Annotated in this window: 15 protein-coding genes; 7 read left to right on the forward strand and 8 right to left on the reverse strand. The window is 52.2% G+C overall.

Features of this window, described 5'->3' with window-relative positions; all coding sequences use genetic code 11:
- Positions 1 to 5 precede the first annotated feature (5 nt).
- Positions 6 to 641 (reverse strand): TetR family copper-responsive transcriptional repressor ComR, encoded by a 636-nt coding sequence (gene comR, locus ACH0WD_RS00400; RefSeq protein ID WP_000205987.1) that lies wholly within the window; start codon positions 639 to 641, stop codon positions 6 to 8.
- 241 nt (positions 642 to 882) lie between these two features.
- Here comR and bhsA point away from each other — a divergent pair, with 241 nt between their 5' ends.
- Positions 883 to 1140, forward strand: coding sequence for a multiple stress resistance protein BhsA (gene bhsA, locus ACH0WD_RS00405; protein ID WP_000800159.1), 258 nt, complete (start codon positions 883 to 885; stop codon positions 1138 to 1140).
- 96 nt (positions 1141 to 1236) lie between these two features.
- Here the strand turns inward: bhsA and ACH0WD_RS00410 are convergent, their stop codons facing one another.
- Complete coding sequence (locus ACH0WD_RS00410; protein ID WP_000482967.1) at positions 1237 to 2202, reverse strand: L,D-transpeptidase family protein; 966 nt, start codon at positions 2200 to 2202, stop codon at positions 1237 to 1239.
- Between the two features lie 147 nt (positions 2203 to 2349).
- A complete protein-coding gene (mfd, locus tag ACH0WD_RS00415; protein ID WP_001114323.1) occupies positions 2350 to 5796 on the reverse strand; it encodes a transcription-repair coupling factor in 3447 nt (1148 codons plus the stop codon).
- A 337-nt stretch (positions 5797 to 6133) separates the two neighbouring features.
- Here mfd and lolC point away from each other — a divergent pair, with 337 nt between their 5' ends.
- The 5 genes from lolC to cobB are packed head-to-tail and all read left to right on the forward strand — an operon-like array spanning position 6134 to position 11051.
- Positions 6134 to 7333, forward strand: coding sequence for a lipoprotein-releasing ABC transporter permease subunit LolC (gene lolC / locus ACH0WD_RS00420; protein ID WP_001670457.1), 1200 nt, complete (start codon positions 6134 to 6136; stop codon positions 7331 to 7333).
- On the forward strand, positions 7326 to 8027 hold the full coding sequence (gene lolD, locus ACH0WD_RS00425) for a lipoprotein-releasing ABC transporter ATP-binding protein LolD (protein ID WP_001033714.1): 702 nt from the start codon (positions 7326 to 7328) through the stop codon (positions 8025 to 8027). The genes lolC and lolD overlap by 8 nt, the downstream gene beginning before the upstream one ends.
- Positions 8027 to 9271 (forward strand): lipoprotein-releasing ABC transporter permease subunit LolE, encoded by a 1245-nt coding sequence (lolE, locus tag ACH0WD_RS00430; protein WP_000168091.1) that lies wholly within the window; start codon positions 8027 to 8029, stop codon positions 9269 to 9271. Before lolD ends, lolE begins: the two co-directional genes overlap by 1 nt.
- Before the next feature lie 28 nt (positions 9272 to 9299).
- Positions 9300 to 10211 carry an N-acetylglucosamine kinase gene (gene nagK, locus ACH0WD_RS00435; protein ID WP_000291330.1) on the forward strand — a complete coding sequence of 304 codons (912 nt, stop codon included), beginning with the start codon at positions 9300 to 9302 and terminating at the stop codon, positions 10209 to 10211.
- 18 nt (positions 10212 to 10229) lie between these two features.
- The gene (cobB, locus tag ACH0WD_RS00440) at positions 10230 to 11051 is read left to right on the forward strand and encodes a Sir2 family NAD+-dependent deacetylase (protein ID WP_001191856.1); all 822 of its coding nucleotides are present in this window, start codon (positions 10230 to 10232) and stop codon (positions 11049 to 11051) included.
- An 81-nt stretch (positions 11052 to 11132) separates the two neighbouring features.
- Here cobB and potD read toward each other — a convergent pair whose 3' ends face one another.
- The 5 genes from potD to potA form a co-directional block, all read right to left on the reverse strand.
- Entirely contained in the window at positions 11133 to 12179 is a 1047-nt protein-coding gene (potD, locus tag ACH0WD_RS00445) for a spermidine/putrescine ABC transporter substrate-binding protein PotD (RefSeq protein ID WP_000759329.1), read from the reverse strand.
- Between the two features lie 24 nt (positions 12180 to 12203).
- Positions 12204 to 12983: a spermidine/putrescine ABC transporter permease PotC gene (potC, locus tag ACH0WD_RS00450; protein ID WP_000580299.1), complete on the reverse strand. Its 780-nt coding sequence runs from the start codon at positions 12981 to 12983 to the stop codon at positions 12204 to 12206.
- 315 nt (positions 12984 to 13298) lie between these two features.
- Complete coding sequence (sifA, locus tag ACH0WD_RS00455) at positions 13299 to 14309, reverse strand: SPI-2 type III secretion system effector SifA (protein WP_001747472.1); 1011 nt, start codon at positions 14307 to 14309, stop codon at positions 13299 to 13301.
- A 328-nt stretch (positions 14310 to 14637) separates the two neighbouring features.
- Entirely contained in the window at positions 14638 to 15501 is an 864-nt protein-coding gene (potB, locus tag ACH0WD_RS00460; RefSeq protein ID WP_000799391.1) for a spermidine/putrescine ABC transporter permease PotB, read from the reverse strand.
- Positions 15485 to 16621, reverse strand: a complete 1137-nt coding sequence (gene potA / locus ACH0WD_RS00465) for a spermidine/putrescine ABC transporter ATP-binding protein PotA (RefSeq protein ID WP_000531607.1) — start codon at positions 16619 to 16621, stop codon at positions 15485 to 15487. Before potA ends, potB begins: the two co-directional genes overlap by 17 nt.
- A 250-nt stretch (positions 16622 to 16871) precedes the next feature.
- On the opposite strand from potA, the gene pepT reads away from it, so the two are divergent.
- Positions 16872 to 18101 carry a peptidase T gene (pepT, locus tag ACH0WD_RS00470; protein ID WP_000359412.1) on the forward strand — a complete coding sequence of 410 codons (1230 nt, stop codon included), beginning with the start codon at positions 16872 to 16874 and terminating at the stop codon, positions 18099 to 18101.

Here is an 18101-nt window from a genome sequence, read left to right on the forward strand (position 1 = left end):
GTCGTTTAGGGCTTGAGCAGTTCAGGCCAGATGCGCAGAGTCGTACGCGTAATTTGCATCAGTTGTTCGAAGGTGGCACCTTCACGGGCGCTGATCGACATTCCCTGTAAAATACAGTTTATATATTCTGCGAGCGCCTGCGGGTTACAGTACGCCGGAATTTCACCGCGCTCCTGACGTTGGCGCAGAAACTGGATGAGCGTCTGTTCCTGCATGGCGTGGCGTGATTTTACCGTGCGGGCGATATCGCGCGAGGAGGCGGCCAGGGTGGCGGACGTATTAATCATAAAGCAGCCAGCCGGCGTGTCTGTACTGGTAAAGCAGGCGGCAATTTCTGTGAAGTAATCTTCCAGCGCCGATTCCACGCTTTTCTCTTCACAAAAGAGCTGGGCTTCGTGCTTTGAGGCAAAGCGAGTGATGTAGCGATCCAGGACAGCGCGAAATAATCCTTCTTTGTTAGTGAATTCCGCATAGAGAGTAGGCGCTTTCGCCCCGGTAGCCTCTACGAGATCGGCAAGCGAAGTTGCTTCATAGCCGTGCTGCCAGAAGAGAGTCATGGCCTTATCAAGCGCGGCTTCCCTGTCGAACACTTTTGGTCGGCCACGGCTTTTCTTCGCGCAACTCGTGGTATCCGTTGTCATGATGCCGTTGTACCTGTTTAAAGAGCGGTCTCTCTATTATAAAAACAAACCACTTCTGGCTCCAGAGTATTCATTAGAAAAATAAATCAATTCTATTCACATGAAAAATAACATCTTTATAAATTATATAACGATCATTATAAAAAGAAGTTGACGTGTGATGTAGATCACATCTATGATTAACTTATCGATCGTTAAGTTAATGCTTACGACACCCATTCATCTGCTAAAGGTCATCACTATGAAAAACGTAAAAACCCTCATCGCTGCTGCCGTACTGAGTTCGCTCTCATTCGCCAGCTTCGCCGCCGTTGAAGTTCAGGCAACGCCAGAAGGTCAACAGAAGTTCGGCACCATTTCCGCGAATGGCGGCACGAATCTGGGCTCGCTGGAAGATCAGCTGGCGCAAAAAGCGCAGGAGATGGGGGCGAAGTCTTTCCGTATTACCTCTGTTACCGGCCCGAATACCCTCCACGGTACGGCGGTAATCTATAAGTAAGCATTAACCCTCATTAATGCCGCTGCGATTGCCACAATAAAAAGAAAAAGCCTCGCGATGCATCGCGAGGCTTTTTTGTCGGTCAGCTATTCACGCTTACAGCGACTGCGGTTTCGCCTCTGCTTGACGGGTTACATCCACCGGCATTCCGGAACGCACTTCCATAACATGTTCCATCACCGCAGCATCGGTCTGCGGCGCGTCCTTAAAGGCCTGCATCGGGCCATTCAGCACAATCGGCAACACCTGCGGATCGTCGCCTATATTTTTAGACAGCGGCTGATGAACTTCCACCAGTCGCACGCCGCCTGGCTCCACCGAGGCTTTAATCGGCGTATTGATTATATTCACTTTGGTTCCCGGCGTGACCTGACGGAACAATGTCTCTATATCACCGTCGCGCAGACGGATACAGCCGGAACTGACGCGCATACCAATGCCAAAATCGGCATTCGTGCCATGTAACAGATAGACGCCGCCGTAGGCCGCTAAACGAATCGCGTGATGCCCCATTGGGTTATCGGGACCGGCAGGCACCACGGCGGGGAGATCGATGCCTTGCGCTTTATAACGGGCGCGAATATTGGCGGTCGGCGTCCAGGTTGGATTGGCGCGTTTATCCGAAATGGTCGTCACCATCGTTGGCGTCAGGGTATCGCCGCCTAGTTGGCCAATCCCGATAGGGTAGACCGTGACCGTATTTTTCCCCGGTTGATAATAGTAAAGCCGTAATTCCGCGAGGTTAATGACGATACCTTCACGTGGCGCGTCCGGTAGCAGCGTTTGCAGAGGAATCGTCAGCACGCTGCCTGCGCGTGGCACGTAAGGATCAATGCCGGGATTGGCCTGTAACAGGGCTAAAAAGCCCACGTTATATTTTTTGGCGATCGCCTCCAGCGAGCCGCCGTCGTCTTCAACGACATGGAATTTATTTTCTCCCACCAGTCGACTGCCGGGGGGCGGAAGAGGCCACGTATTCGCCTGCGCGGGAAGGGCAAGCATGATGGTCGCGGTAAGCGCAAGCAACGCCCACCAGCGAGAGAGTCGCGTATTGTTGAACATTATAATAAACCCATGATTATTATGTGGTTATTTTTATAAAAGAGGAAATAAGAATTATGGCGGCTGGCTGTGTCTGGAACTGCAGGGAAGTGCAAAGAATTTGTAAAGATTAGGCCGGACGCAGAGTAATGACGCCCGGCCTGACGCTTATGCAATAGCGTTTTCTTCCAGTTGCTGCATAAACTGGCGTACCCAGTCTATACGCGTTTTACGTTCGCTTAAATCCTGAATAAACTTGAGGCGCGTCGGGCCATCCAGACGGAAATGCTGCGGCTGTTTTTGCAGCAACCCGATAAGCCAGGCGGGGTCAACGTGGTTTTTCTCGGCGAACTCAATCGTTCCGCCTTTCTCGTTACCCTCCAGTTTTCGGATGCCGAGCTTTTGCGCCTGTTGGCGCAGGCGGGCGATATCCAGCAGATTACGCGCCGGATCGGGCAGCAGGCCGAAGCGGTCGATCAATTCCACTTTGATCTCCTCCAGCTCGTTTTCGTTCTTCGCGCTGGCAATGCGTTTATAGAATGACAGCCGGGTATTAACATCCGGAATAAAATCATCCGGCAGTAACGACGGCATTCGCAGCTCGACTTCCGTTTGCTGACTGGTGAGATCTTCCAGCGAGGGTTCGCGGCCTGCTTTCAGCGCATCAACGGCGTTTTCCAGCAGTTCCATGTAGAGTGAGAAGCCAATGGTTTCCATTGAGCCGCTTTGCTCTTCGCCAAGCAGTTCGCCCGCGCCGCGGATCTCCAGATCGTGAGTCGCCAGCGCAAACCCGGCGCCTAAATCCTCCAGCGACGCAATCGCCTCCAGCCGTTTTTGCGCATCGGTGGTCATGGCCTTAGGATGTGGCGTCAACAGCCAGGCGTAGGCCTGGTGGTGCGAGCGCCCAACGCGGCCACGCAGCTGGTGCAACTGCGCGAGGCCGAAATGATCCGCGCGTTCAATGATGATCGTGTTAGCGGTGGGAATGTCGATCCCCGTTTCGATAATGGTAGTACACACCAGCACGTTAAAACGTTGATGGTGGAAATCGTTCATGACCCGTTCCAGCTCACGTTCGCGCATCTGCCCGTGGCCTATAGCGATTCGCGCTTCCGGCACCAGTTCCGCCAGCCGCTCTGCGGCTTTCTGAATATTTTCGACGTCATTGTACAAATAGTAAACCTGACCGCCGCGCAGGATTTCACGCAGAATCGCTTCCCTTACTACCAGGCTATCATACTCGCGGACAAAGGTTTTTACCGCCAGACGACGGGCAGGGGGGGTGGCGATAATGGAGAGATCGCGCATACCGCTCATCGCCATATTCAGCGTCCGCGGGATCGGCGTCGCCGTGAGCGTCAGAATATCGACATCGGCGCGCATCGCCTTAATTCGCTCTTTGTGGCGCACGCCGAAACGGTGCTCTTCATCGACAATCAGCAGGCCGAGGTCGCGCAGCTTCACATCGCTTTGTAGCAGTTTATGCGTACCAATCAGAATATCGATCTTACCCTCGGCGGCTTCCGCCAGGATTTGAGTCTGCTCTTTGGCACTGCGAAAGCGGGACAGCATCTCAATGCGTACCGGCCAGTTGGCGAAACGGTCGCGGAAGTTGTCATAGTGTTGCTGCGCCAGCAGCGTAGTCGGCACCAGTACCGCTACTTGTTTATGGTTTTCCACCGCCAGGAACGCGGCGCGCATCGCCACTTCGGTTTTGCCGAAGCCGACGTCGCCGCACACCAGCCTGTCCATCGCCAGCGGTTGGCACATATCGCTCAATACGGCGTTAATCGCCTGTGCCTGATCGGGCGTCGTTTCAAACGGGAAGCTGTCGCAGAATAACTGATACTGCTCACGATCATGCTTAAAGGCAAAACCCTCTTTTGCCGCCCGTTGCGCATAAATATCCAACAGTTCCGCTGCGACATCGCGCACTTTTTCCGCCGCTTTCTGCCGGGCGCGCGACCAGGCGTCGCCGCCCAGTTTATGCAGCGGCGCACTTTCTTCCGCGCCGCCGGCATAGCGGCTAATCAGATGCAATGAGGAGACCGGCACATACAGTTTGGCGTCATTGGCGTAGGTGAGCATCAGATATTCACCCTTGATGCCGCCAGCCTCCAGAGTGGTCATGCCGGCATAGCGTCCGACGCCGTGCTCCAGATGCACTACCGGTTGACCGACGTGGAGCTCCGCCAGGTTACGAATCAACGTATCTGGGTTGATCGTGCGACGGGAATCCAGGCGGCGACGTGCGACCCGTTCACCCAGGAGATCGCTTTCACAAATCAGCGCCAGATTGCGTTGGGTGTCGATAAAGCCATGTTCTGCGGCGCCAATCATCAGATAGCGTCCCGCATCCTGCGCCTCGTCCAGGCGTAATATCCGCTTCGGCGCGATTTTTATGCGAGCCAGGAGCTCTCCCAGCGCTTCGCGGCGTCCTTCGCTTTCCACCGAAAAAATCACCGGACCGCTGAAAGATTCGAGGAATTTACGCAGCGCGTCCAGCGGCGCTTTCTGCTGCGCCTGGATAGCCAAATCCGGTAATTTCTGGAAACCAAGATTGGTATTGGCGGCTTTTTCCGGCAGATGGTCGGTTTTAAGCTGGAGGCGAGGCCAGCGTTTAAGCTCGGAAAAGAGCTCATCTACCCGTAGCCAGAGGGCTTCCGGCGGCAAAAGCGGGCGCATAGGATCGACGCCGCGATTTTCAAAACGCGCCAGCGTGTCGGCCTGAAAGCGTTCGGCGCTGGTTTCCAGCGAGCCGGTATTCACCACCAGAGTATTGGCGGGGAAATAGCTAAATAATGGCGGTAACGGTTCGCTGAAAAAGAGCGGCTGCCAGTATTCGATCCCGGCGGGCAGAGTGCCTTTGCTGACCTGCTGATAGATGTGCTCGGCGTCGCGTTTTACCTCAAAGGTATCGCGCCACTGGCTACGGAAAAGCTCAATAGCGGCTTTGTCGGTAGGAAATTCGTGCGCGGGCAACAAATTGATGGCCTCGACCTCCTCCAGCGTACGCTGGGTATCCGCGTCAAACAGACGCAGGCTGTCGATTTCATCATCAAAAAAGTCGAGGCGATAAGGCTGTTCGCTGCCCATCGGAAAGAGATCCAACAGCGCGCCGCGCGTCGCGTATTCGCCATGCTCCATCACCTGATCGACATGCCGATAACCGGCGCTGTCAAGCTGCGCGCGCAGAGCGTCGCGGGACAGCCGCTGGCCTTTTTTCATCACCAGCGCATGACCATGCAGATAGCTATGCGGACAAACGCGCTGCATCAGGGTGTTTACCGGTACAATCAAGACGCCGCGCTGCATCGACGGCAACTGGTAGAGCGTGGACAGACGCGAAGAGATAATTTCCTGATGCGGGGAGAAGCTGTCATACGGTAGCGTTTCCCAGTCCGCCAGGTTCATGACCATCTGATCGGTAAACTGGCGGATTTCATCATGCAATCGCAGAGCATTTTGCATGTCAGGCGCTATGAGTACCACCGGACCGGCATGGCGTTCAGCTATCTCCGCCACCAGCGTAGCGCAGGCGGCACCGGTAAGTTCGCCCAACTGGCGCTGATCGCCCGCTTTTGTCGGCAGCGTGTAACGTTGTTTTTCAGGCATAACGGTTGTCAGTATCTCTTTTTGTTTTACGCCGCACTCTACGCGTCACCCTTCAGGCTGCTTCATGGTTGGCTGCACGCCAGGACAGAATGAAGGACTCAGGTATTCAGGGGCATATGACTGATAAGCAATGTTCTTTATTATCCGCGATCGTTGTTTATTAGCAAATTGAATCCGCCGCATAACACGCCGAACAGGTAAAGTATGAACATGTAAGTGACTTGATTTGTCGGCCTTTTTCAGAATAACGCTGACGAACTCTTACGGTTCAGACATTTACGCATTCCGCTTTCGCTTATATACTCGGGACTTTGCTAACAGCAACCAGACGGATTACATGTATCAACCTGTCGCTCTATTCATTGGCCTGCGTTACATGCGCGGGCGTGCAGCAGATCGCTTCGGTCGCTTCGTTTCCTGGCTTTCCACTATCGGCATTACCCTGGGGGTGATGGCGCTGGTCACGGTATTGTCGGTGATGAACGGTTTTGAGCGCGAACTGCAAAATAACATTCTTGGTTTGATGCCTCAGGCCATCCTCTCTGCTGAACATGGTTCTCTTAACCCGAGTCAGATGCCGGAAAAAGCGGTGAATCTGCAAGGCGTTAACCGTATTGCGCCGCTGACGACGGGCGATGTCGTACTGCAAAGCGCGCGTAGCGTTGCAGTTGGCGTGATGTTGGGTATCGATCCGACGCAAAAAGATCCGTTAACGCCGTATCTGGTCAATGTGAAGCAAAGCGAATTACAGCCGGGTAAGTATAATGTCATCCTCGGCGAGCAGCTCGCCGGACAGTTAGGGGTCAACCGCGGCGATCAGATTCGGCTAATGGTGCCATCTGCCAGCCAGTTTACGCCAATGGGACGTCTGCCCAGCCAGCGTCTGTTTACGGTGATTGGCACATTTGCCGCCAATAGCGAGGTCGATGGCTATGAAATGCTGGTCAATATTCAGGACGCTTCGCGTTTAATGCGCTATCCGGCAGGCAATATTACCGGCTGGCGTCTGTGGCTGGATGAACCTCTGCAAGTCGATACCCTCAGCCAACAGACGCTGCCGCAAGGCACTAAGTGGCAGGACTGGCGCGAACGTAAAGGCGAGTTGTTCCAGGCTGTGCGCATGGAAAAGAACATGATGGGATTGTTGCTGAGCCTCATCGTGGCGGTCGCGGCTTTTAACATTATTACTTCGTTGGGTCTGATGGTCATGGAGAAGCAGGGCGAAGTGGCGATTTTACAAACTCAAGGGCTGACGCCGCGACAAATTATGATGGTCTTTATGGTGCAGGGCGCCAGCGCCGGGATTATCGGCGCGCTGTTGGGCGCCGCGCTGGGCGCATTGCTTGCCAGCCAACTGAATAACCTGATGCCGATCATCGGCGCGTTTCTGGATGGCGCTGCGTTGCCCGTGGCGATAGAGCCGTTACAGGTGATCGTTATCGCGCTGGTGGCAATGGCCATCGCGCTGCTTTCTACGCTTTATCCTTCCTGGCGCGCTGCCGCCACTCAACCCGCTGAGGCTTTACGTTATGAATAAGATCCTGTTGCAATGCGACAACCTGTGCAAACGCTATCAGGAAGGCACCGTACAAACCGACGTGTTGCACGATGTCAGCTTCAGTATCGGCGAAGGCGAAATGATGGCGATCGTCGGCAGTTCCGGTTCGGGTAAAAGTACGTTGCTGCATCTGTTAGGCGGGCTGGATACGCCTACCTCCGGCGATGTGATTTTTAGCGGCCAGCCGATGAGCAAACTCTCTTCTGCGGCAAAAGCGGAATTACGTAACCAGAAACTGGGGTTTATCTATCAGTTTCATCATCTCCTGCCGGATTTTACGGCGCTGGAAAACGTGGCGATGCCATTATTGATTGGCAAAAAGAAACCGGCGGAGATTGACGCTCGGGCGCGAGAAATGCTGCACGCCGTAGGGCTGGAGCATCGCGCAACCCATCGACCTTCGGAACTTTCCGGCGGTGAGCGCCAGCGTGTCGCGATAGCGCGCGCGTTGGTGAATAATCCGCGTCTGGTACTGGCGGATGAGCCGACCGGTAATCTGGATGCGCGTAATGCCGACAGTATTTTTGAGCTTTTGGGCGAGTTAAATCGTCTGCAGGGAACCGCGTTTCTGGTGGTGACTCACGATTTGCAACTGGCGAAACGTATGAGCCGCCAGCTTGAGATGCGCGATGGCCGCCTGACGGCGGAACTGAGCCTGATGGGGGCGGAGTAATGGCGTCGCCTTTATCATTGTTAATTGGCTTGCGTTTCAGCCGTGGACGGCGGCGCGGCGGTATGGTTTCGCTCATTTCCGTCATTTCTACCATCGGTATCGCGCTGGGCGTGGCGGTATTGATTGTCGGTTTAAGCGCGATGAACGGTTTCGAACGCGAGTTGAATAACCGTATTCTGGCGGTGGTTCCACACGGGGAGATTGAAGCGGTCAATCAGCCGTGGACCAACTGGCGTGAAGCGCTGGCAAAAGTGCAGAAGGTGCCGGGCATTGCCGCCGCCGCGCCGTATATCAATTTTACCGGCCTGGTAGAGAGCGGGGCCAATTTGCGCGCCATTCAGGTTAAAGGCGTCGACCCTAAGCAAGAGCAGCAGCTTAGCGCGTTACCGTCATTTGTGCAAAATCACGCCTGGGATCATTTCAAAGCGGGCGAGCAGCAGATCATTATCGGTAAAGGCGTCGCCGATGCGCTGAACGTGAAACAGGGCGACTGGGTGTCCATCATGATCCCCAATGCGAATGCCGACCATAAGCTGCTCCAGCCCAAACGCGTGCGTTTGCATGTCATCGGGATTCTGCAACTGAGCGGCCAGCTCGATCACAGCTTCGCCATGATCCCGCTTGAGGATGCGCAGCAGTATCTGGATATGGGGTCCAGCGTTTCCGGTATCGCGCTTAAAGTCCACGACGTGTTTAATGCGAACAAACTGGTGCGTGACGCGGGTGAGGTGACTAACAGCTATGTCTACATTAAGAGCTGGATCGGCACCTACGGCTATATGTATCGCGATATCCAGATGATTCGCGCCATTATGTATCTGGCGATGATTCTGGTGATCGGCGTGGCCTGTTTTAATATCGTTTCCACCTTAGTGATGGCGGTAAAAGACAAAAGCGGCGACATTGCGGTATTAAGAACGCTGGGGGCGAAAGATGGTTTGATTCGTGCCATTTTCGTCTGGTACGGGCTACTCGCGGGCTTGCTGGGCAGTTTGATTGGCGTGGCGATCGGCGTTGTCGTTTCGCTTCAGCTTACCGCCATTATTAATGGGATTGAAAAGGCGATCGGGCATCAGTTTTTGTCCGGCGATATCTATTTTATCGACTTCCTGCCATCCGAATTACATTGGCTGGACGTTGTTTACGTACTGGTCACGGCGTTGTTGTTAAGCTTACTGGCGAGCTGGTATCCGGCGCGGCGGGCGAGCAACATTGACCCTGCGCGAGTATTGAGCGGCCAGTAATCGCGGAATATAAAAACAAGGAGCGGTGATGTATTACGGGTTTGACATTGGCGGAACAAAGATTGCGTTAGGCGTATTTGACTCAACGCGGCGGCTGCAGTGGGAAAAACGGGTTCCCACGCCCCATACCAGCTATAGCGCCTTTTTAGACGCCGTGTGCGAACTGGTCGCGGAAGCCGACCAGCGATTTGGCGTAAAAGGGTCGGTAGGGATTGGCATACCCGGTATGCCGGAAACCGAAGACGGCACGCTGTACGCCGCGAATGTCCCGGCAGCCAGCGGTAAGCCGTTGCGCGCCGATCTCAGCGCCCGACTGGATCGCGATGTGCGTCTGGACAATGACGCTAACTGTTTTGCCTTGTCCGAAGCCTGGGATGATGAATTCACGCAATACCCTTTGGTTATGGGGCTTATCCTCGGCACCGGCGTCGGCGGCGGCCTGGTGCTAAATGGGAAGCCGATTACCGGTCAGAGCTATATCACTGGCGAGTTTGGTCATATGCGTTTGCCGGTTGACGCGCTAACGTTGATGGGGTTTGATTTTCCTCTCCGCCGTTGTGGATGCGGTCAGATGGGCTGCATTGAGAATTATCTGTCCGGGCGCGGGTTTGCGTGGCTATATCAGCATTATTATGATCAATCGCTGCAGGCGCCGGAGATTATCGCGTTGTGGGAGCAGGGCGATGAGCAGGCGCACGCGCATGTTGAGCGCTATCTGGATTTACTGGCGGTTTGTCTGGGGAATATACTGACGATTGTCGATCCCGATTTATTGGTGATCGGCGGCGGACTATCGAACTTTACGGCAATAACAACGCAACTGGCGGAAAGACTGCCGCGCCATCTCCTCCCTGTTGCCCGCGCGCCGCGCATTGAGCGTGCGCGGCATGGGGATGCAGGTGGGATGCGCGGTGCTGCTTTTTTACATCTTACCGACTAATCAAAAAAAGAGGTTGTTATGCAGTCGCGTCGGTTTCATCGATTAAGCCGCTTTCGTAAAAATAAACGTCTGTTGCGTGAACGTCTGCGCCAGCGGATCTTTTTCAGAGACAGAGTGGTGCCGGAAATGATGGAAAACCCAAGAGTATTAGTCCTTACAGGTGCAGGAATTTCTGCAGAGTCTGGTATTCGTACGTTTCGCGCGGCGGATGGCCTTTGGGAAGAGCATCGGGTTGAAGACGTGGCAACGCCGGAAGGATTCGCCCGTAATCCGGGGCTGGTGCAGACATTTTATAATGCCCGCCGTCAGCAGCTTCAACAGCCGGAAATACAACCCAATGCGGCGCATCTGGCGTTAGCGAAGCTTGAAGAAGCGCTTGGCGATCGCTTTTTGCTGGTGACGCAAAACATCGACAATTTGCATGAACGCGCGGGCAACCGCAACATCATTCATATGCATGGCGAGCTGTTGAAGGTGCGCTGTTCGCAAAGCGGCCAAATTCTGGAATGGAACGGCGATGTGATGCCGGAAGATAAATGTCACTGCTGCCAGTTCCCGGCGCCGCTACGTCCGCACGTGGTGTGGTTTGGCGAGATGCCGCTTGGCATGGATGAAATTTATATGGCGCTGTCGATGGCGGATATTTTTATCGCCATTGGCACATCCGGTCATGTCTATCCGGCTGCGGGGTTTGTGCATGAAGCAAAACTGCACGGCGCGCATACGGTGGAACTGAATCTTGAGCCAAGCCAGGTCGGCAGCGAGTTTGAAGAGAAGCACTACGGCCCGGCAAGTCAGGTTGTGCCGGAATTTGTTGATAAATTCCTGAAAGGGCTGTAGTGCTGTTTGCCCGGTAACGCCTTATCCGGCCTACATTTCACGTTACGTTCATCTGTAGGCCTGACAGGCGCTTTGGCTGAATTAGCGTCCTGCTTTTAGCTTCTGATAATACTCTTCATAAATGGCGCTGGCGTCGCCGACATCGTTTTGCCATTCGCCTTTGCTGATGGTTTGCGCATCCGGATAGAGCGACTTATCATTGGCGACCTCCGGGCTTAACAGCTTACGCGCCGCCAGGTTGGGGGTAGGGTAGCCGATGGTTTCTGCCACCTCTTTCGCGACGTCAGGACGCAGCAGGAAGTTGATTAGCTTCAGCGCGCCCTCTTTATTTTTCGCGTTCGCCGGAATAGCCAGGCTATCCATCCAGAAAATACCGCCTTCCTTCGGCCAGACGACCTCCAGCGGCGTGCCAGCCTGACGAGCAACGAAGGCCGAACCGTTCCACACCATCCCCAGGTTTACTTCCCCTTCCATATACGGATTCGCCGGATTATCGGAGTTGAAGGCCGCTACGTTCGGCATCAGTTTTTTCAACTCTTCATATGCCGCTTCGATCTCTTTCGGATCGGTAGTGTTACCGGAATAACCTAGCTTGCGCAGCGCCATCTGGAAGACTTCTCGCGCATCGTCGGTTAAAAGCAGGCTGTTTTTATATTCCGGTTTCCACAAGTCAGCCCAGCTGGTAATGGTTTTTGGATCGATAGCATCGCTGTTCACGCCAATCGCCGTTGCGCCCCAGATATACGGGACAGAATAATCGTTGTTGGGGTCAAACGGTTTGTTGAGCATTTCCGGATCGAGGTTGTGGAAATTGGTTAATTTCGACTTATCGATCTTCTGGATCATGCCTTCTTTGCGCATTTTGTCGACATAGTATGTAGAAGGAACAACCAGGTCATACGCGCCATCTTTATAGGTTTTGAGTTTGGCATACATGGTTTCGTTCGACTCGTAGGTCGAATAAATCACCTTAATGCCGGTCTCTTTAGTGAACTGTTCCAGCAGGCCCGGCGGTACATACTCAGTCCAGTTATAGAAATAGAGCGTGTCGTTGTCGGAGGCATGAGCGGCACTCATACCCAGCGCCAGGGCGCCCGCCGCGAGCAGGTGGCGTGACCATTTTTTCATTTAACGTCCCCTGAATTACGGGCCTTATCGGCCCTTGGTTTTATCACGAGCAATAAGCTGGCTGGCAATGACCATTACCAGAGACAGCACCAATAAAACGGTCGCCAGCGCGTTCACTTCTGGTGAAACGCCGACTTTTACCATGGAATAAATCTTTAAGGGTAAAATTTCATAGCCCGGCCCGGTGACAAACGACGAGACCACTACATCGTCCATCGACAACGTAAAGCTCAGCAACCAGCCCGCCGCCACCGCCGGCATCGCCAGCGGCAGAATGATTTTGCGTAAAATCGTTACCTCACTGGCCCCCAGGTCTTTTGCGGCTTCCAGCATTCTGACATCAAAGCCTTTCAGGCGCGAATAGACCGTGACGACCACAAACGGCAGGCTAAAGGTGATGTGCGAGAACAGCAACGACCAAAAGCCCAGTTGAATGCCGAGTAACATAAACAGCACCAGCAGGGAGATCGCCATCACGATATCCGGCGACATCATCACCACAAACAGCATCCCGCTGACGAATGGCTTCCCGCGAAAGCGGTAGCGATAAAGCGCCACCGCGGTTAACGAGCCAATCAACGTGGCGAAGGTCGCTGAAAAAATCGCCATCGTCAGTGAATGTTGAGCGGCCTGCAACAGACTGTCGTTATTGACCAGGAGTTCGTACCATTTAGTGGTAAAGCCCTGCCAGTTAATGCCGAACCGCGAACTGTTGAAGGAGTTCACGATCAGAATAATGATGGGAATATACAGATACGCATAGATGGCAGTCATGAAACCGCCACGGAGCAGCCGACCGATCATTCAAGTTCCACCTTCTTATTCAGAGGATGGGGTGCTTTTAGAGTATTGAAAATGATCAATTTTTTCTCTTCTCCAAAATCTCTCCAAAACGTCTCGCGGTTATCAGCAGCCGGGAAGAAGCAAGCTGCCGCTTGAAGCCGCGAATTTTACAACAAATTGCCAGACGAGCGGGAAAAAAAGGCCATTTAAATGACTATTCTCATCCGATCCGGTCATATGCGGCATTATTGCGCCAGGCAAGAGGTTACTCTGTAGGCAAACATGGAGTACGTGAGTAAACCCTGAACGTGACGTTTGAGAAAGCGTCGTCTGATTTTATAAAAAACAACATAAACAGCCGCTTTGTTGTTCTGAGCGAACGTGTAGCGTGGTTAACTGTTCTTCCGCCATTTTTTGTATAGCCTGGGGGTCTATTCTAAAAATGGCGTGAAAAACCTGATCAGAGAGGGTTTCGATTATCTCACCTAACATGCTTAGGCTGGCGCTGGGATCCGTTACAAGGAACGCCTGAAACGTCTTATCCGCCAGTAAAACCTCTTCTACCATTTTTTCAATAGGTATGTGGGTATGTGGTGGTGGTATTTCAAGCTGTTTTAAGCCACACATCGTCATTGTTTCTAAAAATGCGTTTTGCTGAGTACTTTCGGATATATTCGCATGCTGTAAAATGCGCGTTGTCTTTTCAATCCCAGACTGAATTTTCGCTGCCAGGTAGGTTACCTTTTCTTGCGTTTTCCACTCATCTAAATTTCCTTTTCTCCATTCAGAATATAAATACCCCTCTATGTTGTCTAATGGAACCGATAATGTCGGCGCGCCAGCAGGGTTGAGACATAATGTCGAAGGGAGGGGGTAATCTACGATTTCGCTATATCTTCTATTAATCATGGCCGTCATTTGTGGATGCGGTTTTAAAATATCCGGGCGATCTTTTATTAAAAAATAAGCATTCCCCATGACTTCACAGGTAAAGGCATCGGTATTTTGAGTGATACGTAACAATTCGTTCTCTTCGTTTTGATCCATGATGCGAAGAATAATAGTGTCATCATTTTCATTAGGATTATAAACCTGAAATCTATCTCTTTGTGATGCGCAGGCTAACTCTTTTAACTCAAAAAAAATCTCTGTAAGTCGCTCTCGTGTGGGGGTGCGATCGGCAAACAACATCTCATGTAGACAACGGTCCGCTTTTGCTTTGCCAGTAGAAAAAAAGAAGTCTTTAATTTTTTCCCATAAAACTTTCCACCATGCTTCTTTCGTATTCCCTGGGGAGTTGGTAAGGATTTCACTTTTTAAAAAACCATTCCCTATAGTAATCGGCATATTAATCTCACTTAAACTGGAGTAAAAATGACTACATAATTGATTAAATCGACCCTTTTTATCTCAACTGCGGGCGCATCGGATGTAATATAATTTTTAAAAGAGACTGGCAATCAGTATAAAACCTGAGAGCTTCGCGTATAAACGCATTACTGTCTGTGATAGCGTCGCTACAGGTAAAAATAAAAGAAGGCCTGGCGCGGATGATGCTGTAGATTTGCAATACTGGCGGCAACTGCTTTCATGCGTTTTTTATGCCGGAGGCATGAAGTTTACCCTTGAATAAACTTCATGCCTGGATGCGTGTGGATTTGTTAGCGTTGCGCAATTAATCGCTTATATCACTCACCTTCTTATTCAATAAGCGGGAAGCCCGCCAGTAAATCAACAGCATGAGTCCCATCACAATGGTCAGCGTAATGCTGGTCGCCGCGCCAAACGGCCAGTCGCGAATATTCAGGAACTGTACCTTAATGACGTTACCAATCAGCAGGTTTTTCGCGCCACCCATTAAATCGGAGACGTAGAACAGGCCCATTGCCGGTAGCATCACGAGCAGGCAACCGGCGACAATGCCCGGCATGGTTAATGGAATAATGATGCGGATGAACGTTTGCATTTTACTGGCGCCGAGATCGCGTGCGGCCTCCAGTAGCGGTTTGTCGAGCTTCTCAATGCTGGAGTAGAGCGGCATGACCATAAACGGCAGCAAAATGTAAACCAGGCCGATAATAACGGCGCTCGGGGTGAACATGATGCGAATCGGCGTATCAATCACGCCCAGCCACAGCAGGAATTCATTAAGATAACCTTTAGTGCTCAGGAATATTTTCAGCCCATAGATGCGGATCAGTGAGTTGGTCCAGAAAGGAACGATCAGCAAAAACAGCAATAACGGACGTATCTTTTCCGGTAACTTCGCCAGGAACCAGGCAAAAGGATAGCCCAGCACCAGGCAGGAGAGGGTGGCGATCAGCGCCATATTCAGAGAGTGCAGGAGCACTTCAAAATAGAGCGGATCGAGCAGGCGCGCGTAGTTATCCAGCGTAAAGACCATCTTGACGAAACTGGCGTCGTCACGGGTCAGAAAGCTGGTGCCAATGATCATCAGGTTGGGCAGAAAAACAAACAACACAAGCCAACCGACGATAGTGACAATCACTACATTCTGGAATTTACTTGTGTTCTTCATCAGCCAGTACGACCTCCCAGCTTTCTACCCAACTAATGGCCATTTTTTGGTCAAGTGAATGGTCGAAGTCAGGATCGTCTTCGTTGAAGAATTCGCTGACCATCACCATTTTGCCATTTTCCAGTTCAACCACCGACTCCAGCGTCATACCTTTATAATTGCGCTCGCGCACGTAGCCGATAAGCCCTTCGATGTGGTTATCATCGTTGATCTCTTCGACGCGTAGATCTTCCGGTCGCAGCAGGACGTTCAGTTTTTGGCCCGGTTCGACAGCGAAATTGACGTATATATTGCACTCCCGACCTTCTACGCTGGCGCGGACGCGCTGTTCATCAAGCCGTTCAATGACGGTTGCGTCAAAGCGGTTAATTTCGCCGATAAAACCGGCGACAAACAGGTTTTTTGGCTCTTCATAGATTTCACGCGGCGTGCCGTCTTGCTCAATCACGCCATTACGCATTACCACGATACGATCGGACATGGTGAGCGCTTCTTCCTGATCGTGAGTGACAAAAACAAACGTGATACCGAGTTTACGCTGTAATGCTTTAAGCTCGTTCTGCATTTGTTTGCGCAATTTATAGTCCAGCGCGGAAAGCGATTCATCCAGTAATAACAGGCGAGGTTTATTCACCACCGCGCGAGCGATAGCCACACGCTGCTGCTGTCCGCCGGAAAGCTGGTGCGGTTTACGTTGTGCAAACTCTTCAAGCTGCACCATACGCAGCGCATCGGTCACGCGAGGCGCTATCTCGGCGGCTGGCGTTTTTTGCATCCGTAAGCCAAACGCGACATTTTCAAACACCGTCATATGCGGAAATAAAGCGTAGCTTTGAAATACGGTATTTACATAACGATTTTCGGCGGGAACGTGGGTGATATCCTGGTTATCCAACATGATATGCCCGGCATCAACGGTTTCCAGGCCGGCAATCAGGCGAAGAACGGTTGTTTTACCGCAGCCGGAAGGGCCAAGCAGCGTGAGGAATTCGCCATTGTTAATGGTCAAATCCAGCTGTGAAATGACCTCTTTGCCATCGAAACTTTTGCTAATTCCCGACAAAAGCACCAGCGGTGAAAGCGAACGCGGTTGATTATTCAATTTCTTACTCTGTCCCATGTAAACGCAACGGATGGCTGACCGCTGCGGGGTTTGTGGTTAACCACCTTAATCACTCTTAATGAGGGCGGTCATTCTACGGCAAACCACTGTGATCGCCAATCCTTGTTGCGAATTACTGACTTAGCTTTATAGTCAGAAAGCGTGTCAAAGTGAAATATTCTTGTTTGCAGGGATAAAAGTGACCTGACGCAATATTTGTCTTTTCTTGCTTATTAATAATGTTGTCACGAAAAGTGAGGGTGACTGCATGGATAAACTACTTGAGCGTTTTTTACACTACGTATCGCTGGATACCCAATCAAAGTCGGGTGTTCGGCAGGTTCCCAGCACTGAGGGGCAGTGGAAGTTACTACGTTTGCTCAAACAGCAGCTCGAAGAGATGGGGCTGGTTAACATTACATTAAGTGAAAAAGGGACGTTGATGGCGACGCTCCCGGCCAATGTTGAGGGGGATATTCCCGCCATTGGTTTTATCTCCCATGTGGATACCTCTCCGGATTTCAGCGGTAAAAACGTTAACCCGCAGATTGTCGAGAATTATCGCGGCGGCGATATAGCATTAGGGATTGGCGATGAGGTGTTGTCACCCGTGATGTTCCCGGTACTGCATCAATTACTGGGACAGACGCTGATTACTACCGATGGTAAGACATTGCTGGGCGCGGACGATAAAGCCGGTGTTGCGGAGATCATGACCGCGCTGGCGGTGCTGAAAGGTAATCCTATTCCCCACGGCGACATTAAAGTGGCGTTTACGCCTGACGAAGAGGTAGGGAAAGGCGCGAAGCACTTCGATGTCGAGGAATTTGGCGCGCAGTGGGCCTATACGGTCGACGGCGGCGGCGTGGGCGAACTGGAGTTTGAAAACTTCAATGCCGCCTCGGTGAATATCAAAATCGTCGGCAATAACGTGCATCCTGGTACGGCGAAAGGTGTGATGGTCAATGCGCTGTCGTTGGCGGCGAGGATTCACGCGGAAGTGCCGGCGGATGAAGCGCCTGAAACCACTGAAGGTTACGAAGGGTTTTATCATCTGGCCAGCATGAAAGGCACCGTTGACCGGGCCGAAATGCACTACATCATTCGCGATTTCGACCGTAAGCAGTTTGAAGCGCGTAAACGCAAAATGATGGAGATTGCCAAAAAAGTCGGTAAGGGGCTGCATCCGGACTGCTATATCGAACTGGTGATTGAAGACAGTTATTACAATATGCGCGAAAAAGTGGTTGAGCATCCGCATATTCTCGATATCGCCCAGCAGGCCATGCGCGACTGTCATATTACGCCGGAGATGAAACCGATTCGCGGCGGTACAGACGGGGCGCAACTGTCGTTTATGGGCCTGCCGTGTCCTAATCTCTTTACCGGCGGATATAACTATCATGGTAAACATGAGTTTGTGACGCTGGAGGGGATGGAAAAAGCGGTACAGGTGATTGTACGTATCGCGGAGCTGACGGCGAAGCGCGGTCAGTAG

This window comes from Salmonella sp. 2020_1395, assembly GCF_043848115.1.
Classification (GTDB): Bacteria; Pseudomonadota; Gammaproteobacteria; order Enterobacterales; family Enterobacteriaceae; genus Salmonella; species Salmonella enterica.

What these genes read in the sequence shown, in the direction of transcription:
- comR (WP_000205987.1), bottom strand. Translation starts at nt 641, where the DNA reads ATGACAACGGATACCACGAGTTGCGCGAAGAAAAGCCGTGGCCGACCA.
- bhsA (WP_000800159.1), top strand. Translation starts at nt 883, where the DNA reads ATGAAAAACGTAAAAACCCTCATCGCTGCTGCCGTACTGAGTTCGCTC.
- ACH0WD_RS00410 (WP_000482967.1), bottom strand. Translation starts at nt 2,202, where the DNA reads ATGTTCAACAATACGCGACTCTCTCGCTGGTGGGCGTTGCTTGCGCTT.
- mfd (WP_001114323.1), bottom strand. Translation starts at nt 5,796, where the DNA reads ATGCCTGAAAAACAACGTTACACGCTGCCGACAAAAGCGGGCGATCAG.
- lolC (WP_001670457.1), top strand. Translation starts at nt 6,134, where the DNA reads ATGTATCAACCTGTCGCTCTATTCATTGGCCTGCGTTACATGCGCGGG.
- lolD (WP_001033714.1), top strand. Translation starts at nt 7,326, where the DNA reads ATGAATAAGATCCTGTTGCAATGCGACAACCTGTGCAAACGCTATCAG.
- lolE (WP_000168091.1), top strand. Translation starts at nt 8,027, where the DNA reads ATGGCGTCGCCTTTATCATTGTTAATTGGCTTGCGTTTCAGCCGTGGA.
- nagK (WP_000291330.1), top strand. Translation starts at nt 9,300, where the DNA reads ATGTATTACGGGTTTGACATTGGCGGAACAAAGATTGCGTTAGGCGTA.
- cobB (WP_001191856.1), top strand. Translation starts at nt 10,230, where the DNA reads ATGCAGTCGCGTCGGTTTCATCGATTAAGCCGCTTTCGTAAAAATAAA.
- potD (WP_000759329.1), bottom strand. Translation starts at nt 12,179, where the DNA reads ATGAAAAAATGGTCACGCCACCTGCTCGCGGCGGGCGCCCTGGCGCTG.
- potC (WP_000580299.1), bottom strand. Translation starts at nt 12,983, where the DNA reads ATGATCGGTCGGCTGCTCCGTGGCGGTTTCATGACTGCCATCTATGCG.
- sifA (WP_001747472.1), bottom strand. Translation starts at nt 14,309, where the DNA reads ATGCCGATTACTATAGGGAATGGTTTTTTAAAAAGTGAAATCCTTACC.
- potB (WP_000799391.1), bottom strand. Translation starts at nt 15,501, where the DNA reads ATGAAGAACACAAGTAAATTCCAGAATGTAGTGATTGTCACTATCGTC.
- potA (WP_000531607.1), bottom strand. Translation starts at nt 16,621, where the DNA reads ATGGGACAGAGTAAGAAATTGAATAATCAACCGCGTTCGCTTTCACCG.
- pepT (WP_000359412.1), top strand. Translation starts at nt 16,872, where the DNA reads ATGGATAAACTACTTGAGCGTTTTTTACACTACGTATCGCTGGATACC.